This is a genomic window from Streptomyces sp. 840.1 (assembly GCF_003751445.1).
Classification (GTDB): Bacteria; Actinomycetota; Actinomycetes; order Streptomycetales; family Streptomycetaceae; genus Streptomyces.
The window spans coordinates 1,014,872-1,019,795 of sequence record NZ_RJUU01000002.1; the positions used below are offsets into that span (position 1 = coordinate 1,014,872).

Here is a 4,924-nt window from a genome sequence, read left to right on the forward strand (position 1 = left end):
CCGCCCCACGCATCAGTCGACCGCACCCGCGGCTTCCCGCATCTCCTTGCCCAGAAGCTCGTCGAGCAGGAGTGTGGCGGGGAGGGCGGAGTGGAGGTACACGTACTCGTGGTGGTGCTCGGCGACCGCGAGCAGAGTACGCAGCGTGTCCGTGGCCCCCTCCCGCTGCTCGGCATGATGCTGAGCCTGCGCCAGCAGACCGAGGTGGAGGGGAAGGTGGATTCTCGTCCGGGACAGGCGCATCTCGGTCAGCGCGTTCACCATTTTCGGGATGCCCTCCCGCTGTCCGGCGTACGTGAGGGCCCAGCCCAGCGGGACATGCAGCATTGCCGCCCACGGGGACAGGCCGTGCTTGACGGAGAGTTCGACGCCCTCCGTCCCGAAGGCCCTGGCCGAGTCCGGATCCTCCTCCCACGCGGCCACCATCGCGTTGACGTAGAGGGCATGGACACGATCCCAGGGCCTGTCGCCCCACTGAGTCAGCCTCATGAGACGACGGCACTGCTCGGCCGCGGCCAGGCGTTCGCCCATCAGCCAGCGGGCGAAGACGTCGTGGGTGCGGAAGTAGACGCGCGGATCGGACCGGTACATGCCGTCAGGCAGCCGGCCCTCGCGCGCCAGCCGTTCGGACAGCTCCACACCGTGCTCGAACGAACGCACCGCGTCGGGCAGCCGGTCGCGGATGAACAGCTCCATCCCCTCGCCGTACACCGCGCCCAGCCGAGCCGCAGGGGCGCCGGTGCGGGCGGCGATGGCCTTCAGCCGGGCGGTCAGCTGTCCCGACTCGTCGTAGCGCCCGCGGACGAGGAACGACGCGCTCAGCATCGACAGAACGGCCGGGTCGTCGCACCGGTGCGGGGGCAAGCCCGGGGCCTGCCCCCGGAGGATCTCCGTCTCGGCCTCGGTGTCGCCGAACCCGCGTACGTGGCCCAGCAGATGGGCCAGTTCCCAGTGCAGCTGGGGCGCGAGACCCCGGGCGGCCGAACCGTCGGGGAGGGAGCCGGTGAGGGAGATGGCACGGCGTAACCACATCAGCCGGTCGTCGGAGGCCAGCCGCGCTCCCGCGTTCTCGGCCGCTGTCAGGAACCAGGGCAGCGCCCGCTCCGGGTTCATGACGCCCTTGGCGTGCCAGGCGTGGTGGGCTATGCGGTCGCTCCGCTCCGGGGGGACCTCTTCGCCGGAGCGCGGGTGCAGGGCTTCCGCGTACGCGGCGTGCAGCCGCTGGCTCTCCTCGCCGCTGAGCTCGCCCACGAGCACCTCCCGGGCGCGCGGCGGGGTGAGCCGGAGCCGGCCGCCGGCCTCCCGGGAGGAGGCGAGCAGACCGTGCCGGACCGCCGACTCCACGATCGCCGCGGCGCCGTCGCCGCCGGAGGCGCGGCACAGGGATTCCAGTTCGATGTCGGGTGCGGCGATGGCGCACAGCCGCAGAAGCCGCAGGACTGGCCCCGGCAGTTCGGCGAACTCCTGGCGGAGGACCCTGCGCGCGCACGGAACGACGAGGCTCAGCAACTCGTCCGCGGAGTGGGGGTCCTGGAGGTCGCCGGCCTCGCCGAGGAGGGAGAGCATCTGGAGGACGAAGGAGGGGCTGCCCACGGACTGCCGGCGGAGAACCTCCACGATGCGCCGGTCGACGCCCGTCCCGGCGTGCGCTTCGACCAGGGCGGTGACGTCGGGGAGCGTCAGTGCCCCGAGCCGCAGGACCTGCGTGTTGGGGCCCCTGAGCATCTCGGTCATCGTCCCGTACCGGGAAGTGTCCGGCCAGGTCTCCAGGTCCCAGCCGGTCAGCACGATGCCGAGCGGATGCCCCTGGCGGCGGTTGGCCAGCAGGCGGAGCACGTCCAGCGACGGCGCGTCCGCCCGGTGCACGTCCTCCAGCAGGAGCACCAGAGGCCGCTGCGCCGCCAGGGCGAGCAGGATCTCGCAGAGCGCGTCGTGGGTCCGGAAGGGGGTCTGCGGGTCGCCCGGCCCGGGGCCCCTGTCCGGGTCCGTCGGCCACCCGGGCAGCAGCGGCGCCAGCAGCGGGCCGAACGGCGCCGCGGCGGACCGGAAGGCCTCGGGCCGCGCCGCCGAGAGCCGGCGCAGCACCTGGGTCCACAGCCAGTAGGGCGGAACTCCCTCGCCGGAGAAGCTACTGCTCTGAATCGTTTCGATGTTCTCGTCCAGTGCTCGGAGACGCTGGACCAGTTCCATCACGAGATGGGTTTTCCCGAGTCCGGAGAAACCGAGTACGCACGCGAGATGTCCACGACCGGCCACTGTCCCGGCCATGGCGGCGACCAGAAGTCCCAACTCCCTTTCACGGCCTATCAAGGGGGATGAGATCTCGGATTCGCCCGGCGAGGTCGAAGCGGTGCCGGAACGCGCGGGCGCCCCGGGCTCCGGGCCGTCCGGCGTCTCCTGGGTGCGCACGGCCGGCCGGGCCGGAGGCTCCGCGGCGCTCATGGGCCTTCTCGATATCGTTGTCCGGACCTGCCGCGGAAAGGTGGTCGCCGCAGGTTGGGCAGGACCGCCGCGCGCACGTCGGTCGCCCAGGTCCTGCCGGAGGAGGGCGGTGTGAAGCCGCTGGAGATCGGCGCTCGTGTCCACCCCGAACTCCTCGACCAGATAGCTCCGCGTCCACGCGTACAGCTGTAGCGCTTCGGCCTGTCGGCCCGACCGGAACAGTGCGGTCATCAGGTGGCCCACCATCCGCTCCCTGGCCGGGTGCTGACGGACCTCGCGTTCCAGTTCGGTGACCACCTCGGCGGTCCGGCCCAGGAGGAGCCCGGCCTCGGCGGAGGCTTCGAGGGCGGTGAGCCGCATCTGCTCCAGCCGGGCGTTCTCGTCGGCGAGCGACGGGTGGGTGAGGAACTCCGCGTACGGGGCGCCGTGCCACAGCTTGAGCGCCCTGGTGAGGTGCTCCCGGGCGGCCAAGGGGTTCTGGCTCGCGAGGAGTCGGCGTCCGGTGGAGAAGAGCTGCTCGAAGCGGTACACGTCCACCTGCTCGGGCGCGAGCCGGAGGACGTAGCCCGGGGCCTGGTAGCGCAGGATCGCGGACCTGGCGGGGCCGGCCCCGGGGGCCAGGACCCTGCGCAGGTGGGAGATGTGACTCTGCAGGGTGGCGACAGCCTGCTGAGGACGGGCGTCCCGCCACAGTTCCTCGATGAGCACCGTGGTGGGCACGACGCGGCCCAGTCTGATGAGGAGGAGGGCCAGGAGCGCCCGGCGACGTGGTGGTCCGAGCGGGACGTCACGGCATTGGTACCGCGCCGACATGGGCCCCAGCACCTGAAGCGCCGGCCCGGAAAGTGCGGACGGTTGTGAGGGCGGCGACGCCCCCTCAGCCTGATACGCGGACATATTCTCCTGCCCCATTCGTTCTCACGCTTGAGACCTCATCGGTGAATACACCTTAGAACAACGGTCGCACCTGCGGGGATTTTCCTGGTGGCCATGGATGCCGGGCGCTATAGAGCGACACTCGCGCAGATGTCAACGGTGCAGATTCGCCGTGTGAGGCGAATCCGGCCACACGTATGGTGAATTCCATATGGACACGCAGAGAGCCTTCGGTGCCCAGATCCCCGAGTACGGTCCTTTGGTCGCACCCCTCGGGGGACCCCTGGGTCCAGGTATCGGCAAGCGAACGGCAGGGATTCGGACAAGGCCACGTACGGGGTGCCAGCGAACCGGCCAGCGCCCAGCAAGGGGCATGGGTCAACATGATCGAAACCGCCATTTTCCGAGTGGCCCGAGCCAACCACTCTGCGCAGACCCAGGAGGCGTCACACGGTGTTCGCGATTCTTTTTCCTGGTCAGGGCTCACAGTTCCGGGGTATGGGCGCAGATGTTTTCGGCCACTATCCGGGCATCACGCGATTCGCCTGCGATCTCCTCGGATACGACCTCCCCGCACGCTGCCGCGACAACCAGGACGACGTGCTCGCCCGTACGGAGTGCACGCAGCCGGCCCTCTTCACCGTCAACGCGCTGCACGCTTTCGAGCGGAGGCGCGAGGAGGCACGGCCCGCCGACTGCTACCTCGGGCACAGCCTGGGGGAGTACAACGCGCTCCTCGCCGCCGGGGTCTTCGACTTCGAGACCGGTCTCCGGATCGTCAAGAAGCGCGGCGAGCTGATGGCCGCCGCTTCGGGGGGCGGTATGACCGCGGTCATGAACACCCCGGTCGAGCGCCTCCTGGAGGTGCTGGGCGCCGACGGAGTCGAGGGGGTGGACGTGGCGGCCCACAACACCGACACCCAGGTCGTGATCGCCGGAGCCGACGGCGCGCTCCGGGCCGCCCACACCTCCCTGCGGGAACGGAACATACGCTTCGCCCCGCTGCGGGTCGGCGCCGCCTTCCACTCGCGCGCCATGGAATCCGCGCGCACCGCATTCGAGGTATTTCTCCGTGAATTCACCTTCGCGGAACCCTCGGTGACCGTGATATCCAATGCGGGCGCACGCCCCTATGAAGGGAGCGTGATTCCGGAGATGCTGAGCCGACAGTTCGTCGAACCCGTTCGATGGGTCGAAAGCGTCCGCTATCTCCTCGACCGGGACGCCGGGCTGGAGTGCGAAGAGATAGGCGGCACATCGCTGCTCCGTATGGTGAGAAGCATCGCTAAATTCAGCCCTCTGGGAACTCTGACGAAAAGCGGGATATGAGACATGGGGCGAACCCAGCACCTAAGGAACATGATCGAGGAACAGTTTCTCGTTGAATTCGATGACGAACTGACCGACCAGAGCGACCTCTTCAAGGCCGGAGTGATCGACTCTTTCGGATACGTTCAGCTTCTCGGCTCCATCGAGGAAGAATTCTCGATCCAGCTGAAGGACGAGGACTTCCTCAAAAACATTCTCACCTCGCTGGAATCCATCGACGCCTTCGTGGCGAAGAAGATCGCCGAGCGCGACGACCGCTGAAGCAAGGAGACCCCGC

General features: G+C 69.1%; 3 protein-coding genes. 2 read left to right on the plus strand and 1 reads right to left on the minus strand.

Annotation, left to right across the window (positions count from 1 at the left end; genetic code table 11):
* Positions 1–12: 12 nt before the first annotated feature.
* Positions 13–3,354 (minus strand): BTAD domain-containing putative transcriptional regulator, encoded by a 3,342-nt coding sequence (locus tag EDD93_RS30675; protein ID WP_123528735.1) that lies wholly within the window; start codon positions 3,352–3,354, stop codon positions 13–15.
* A 417-nt stretch (positions 3,355–3,771) separates the two neighbouring features.
* Here EDD93_RS30675 and EDD93_RS30680 point away from each other — a divergent pair, with 417 nt between their 5' ends.
* Together EDD93_RS30680 and EDD93_RS30685 are read left to right on the plus strand one after the other, a co-directional pair.
* Complete coding sequence (locus EDD93_RS30680) at positions 3,772–4,647, plus strand: ACP S-malonyltransferase (protein ID WP_123528736.1); 876 nt, start codon at positions 3,772–3,774, stop codon at positions 4,645–4,647.
* Between the two features lie 30 nt (positions 4,648–4,677).
* Entirely contained in the window at positions 4,678–4,908 is a 231-nt protein-coding gene (locus tag EDD93_RS30685) for a phosphopantetheine-binding protein (RefSeq protein ID WP_260256005.1), read from the plus strand.
* The last annotated feature ends 16 nt before the right edge of the window (positions 4,909–4,924 follow it).

Coding starts and splice junctions, on each gene's coding strand:
- EDD93_RS30685 (WP_260256005.1), top strand. CDS start 4,678: ATGATCGAGGAACAGTTTCTCGTTGAATTCGATGACGAACTGACCGAC.
- EDD93_RS30675 (WP_123528735.1), bottom strand. CDS start 3,354: ATGGGGCAGGAGAATATGTCCGCGTATCAGGCTGAGGGGGCGTCGCCG.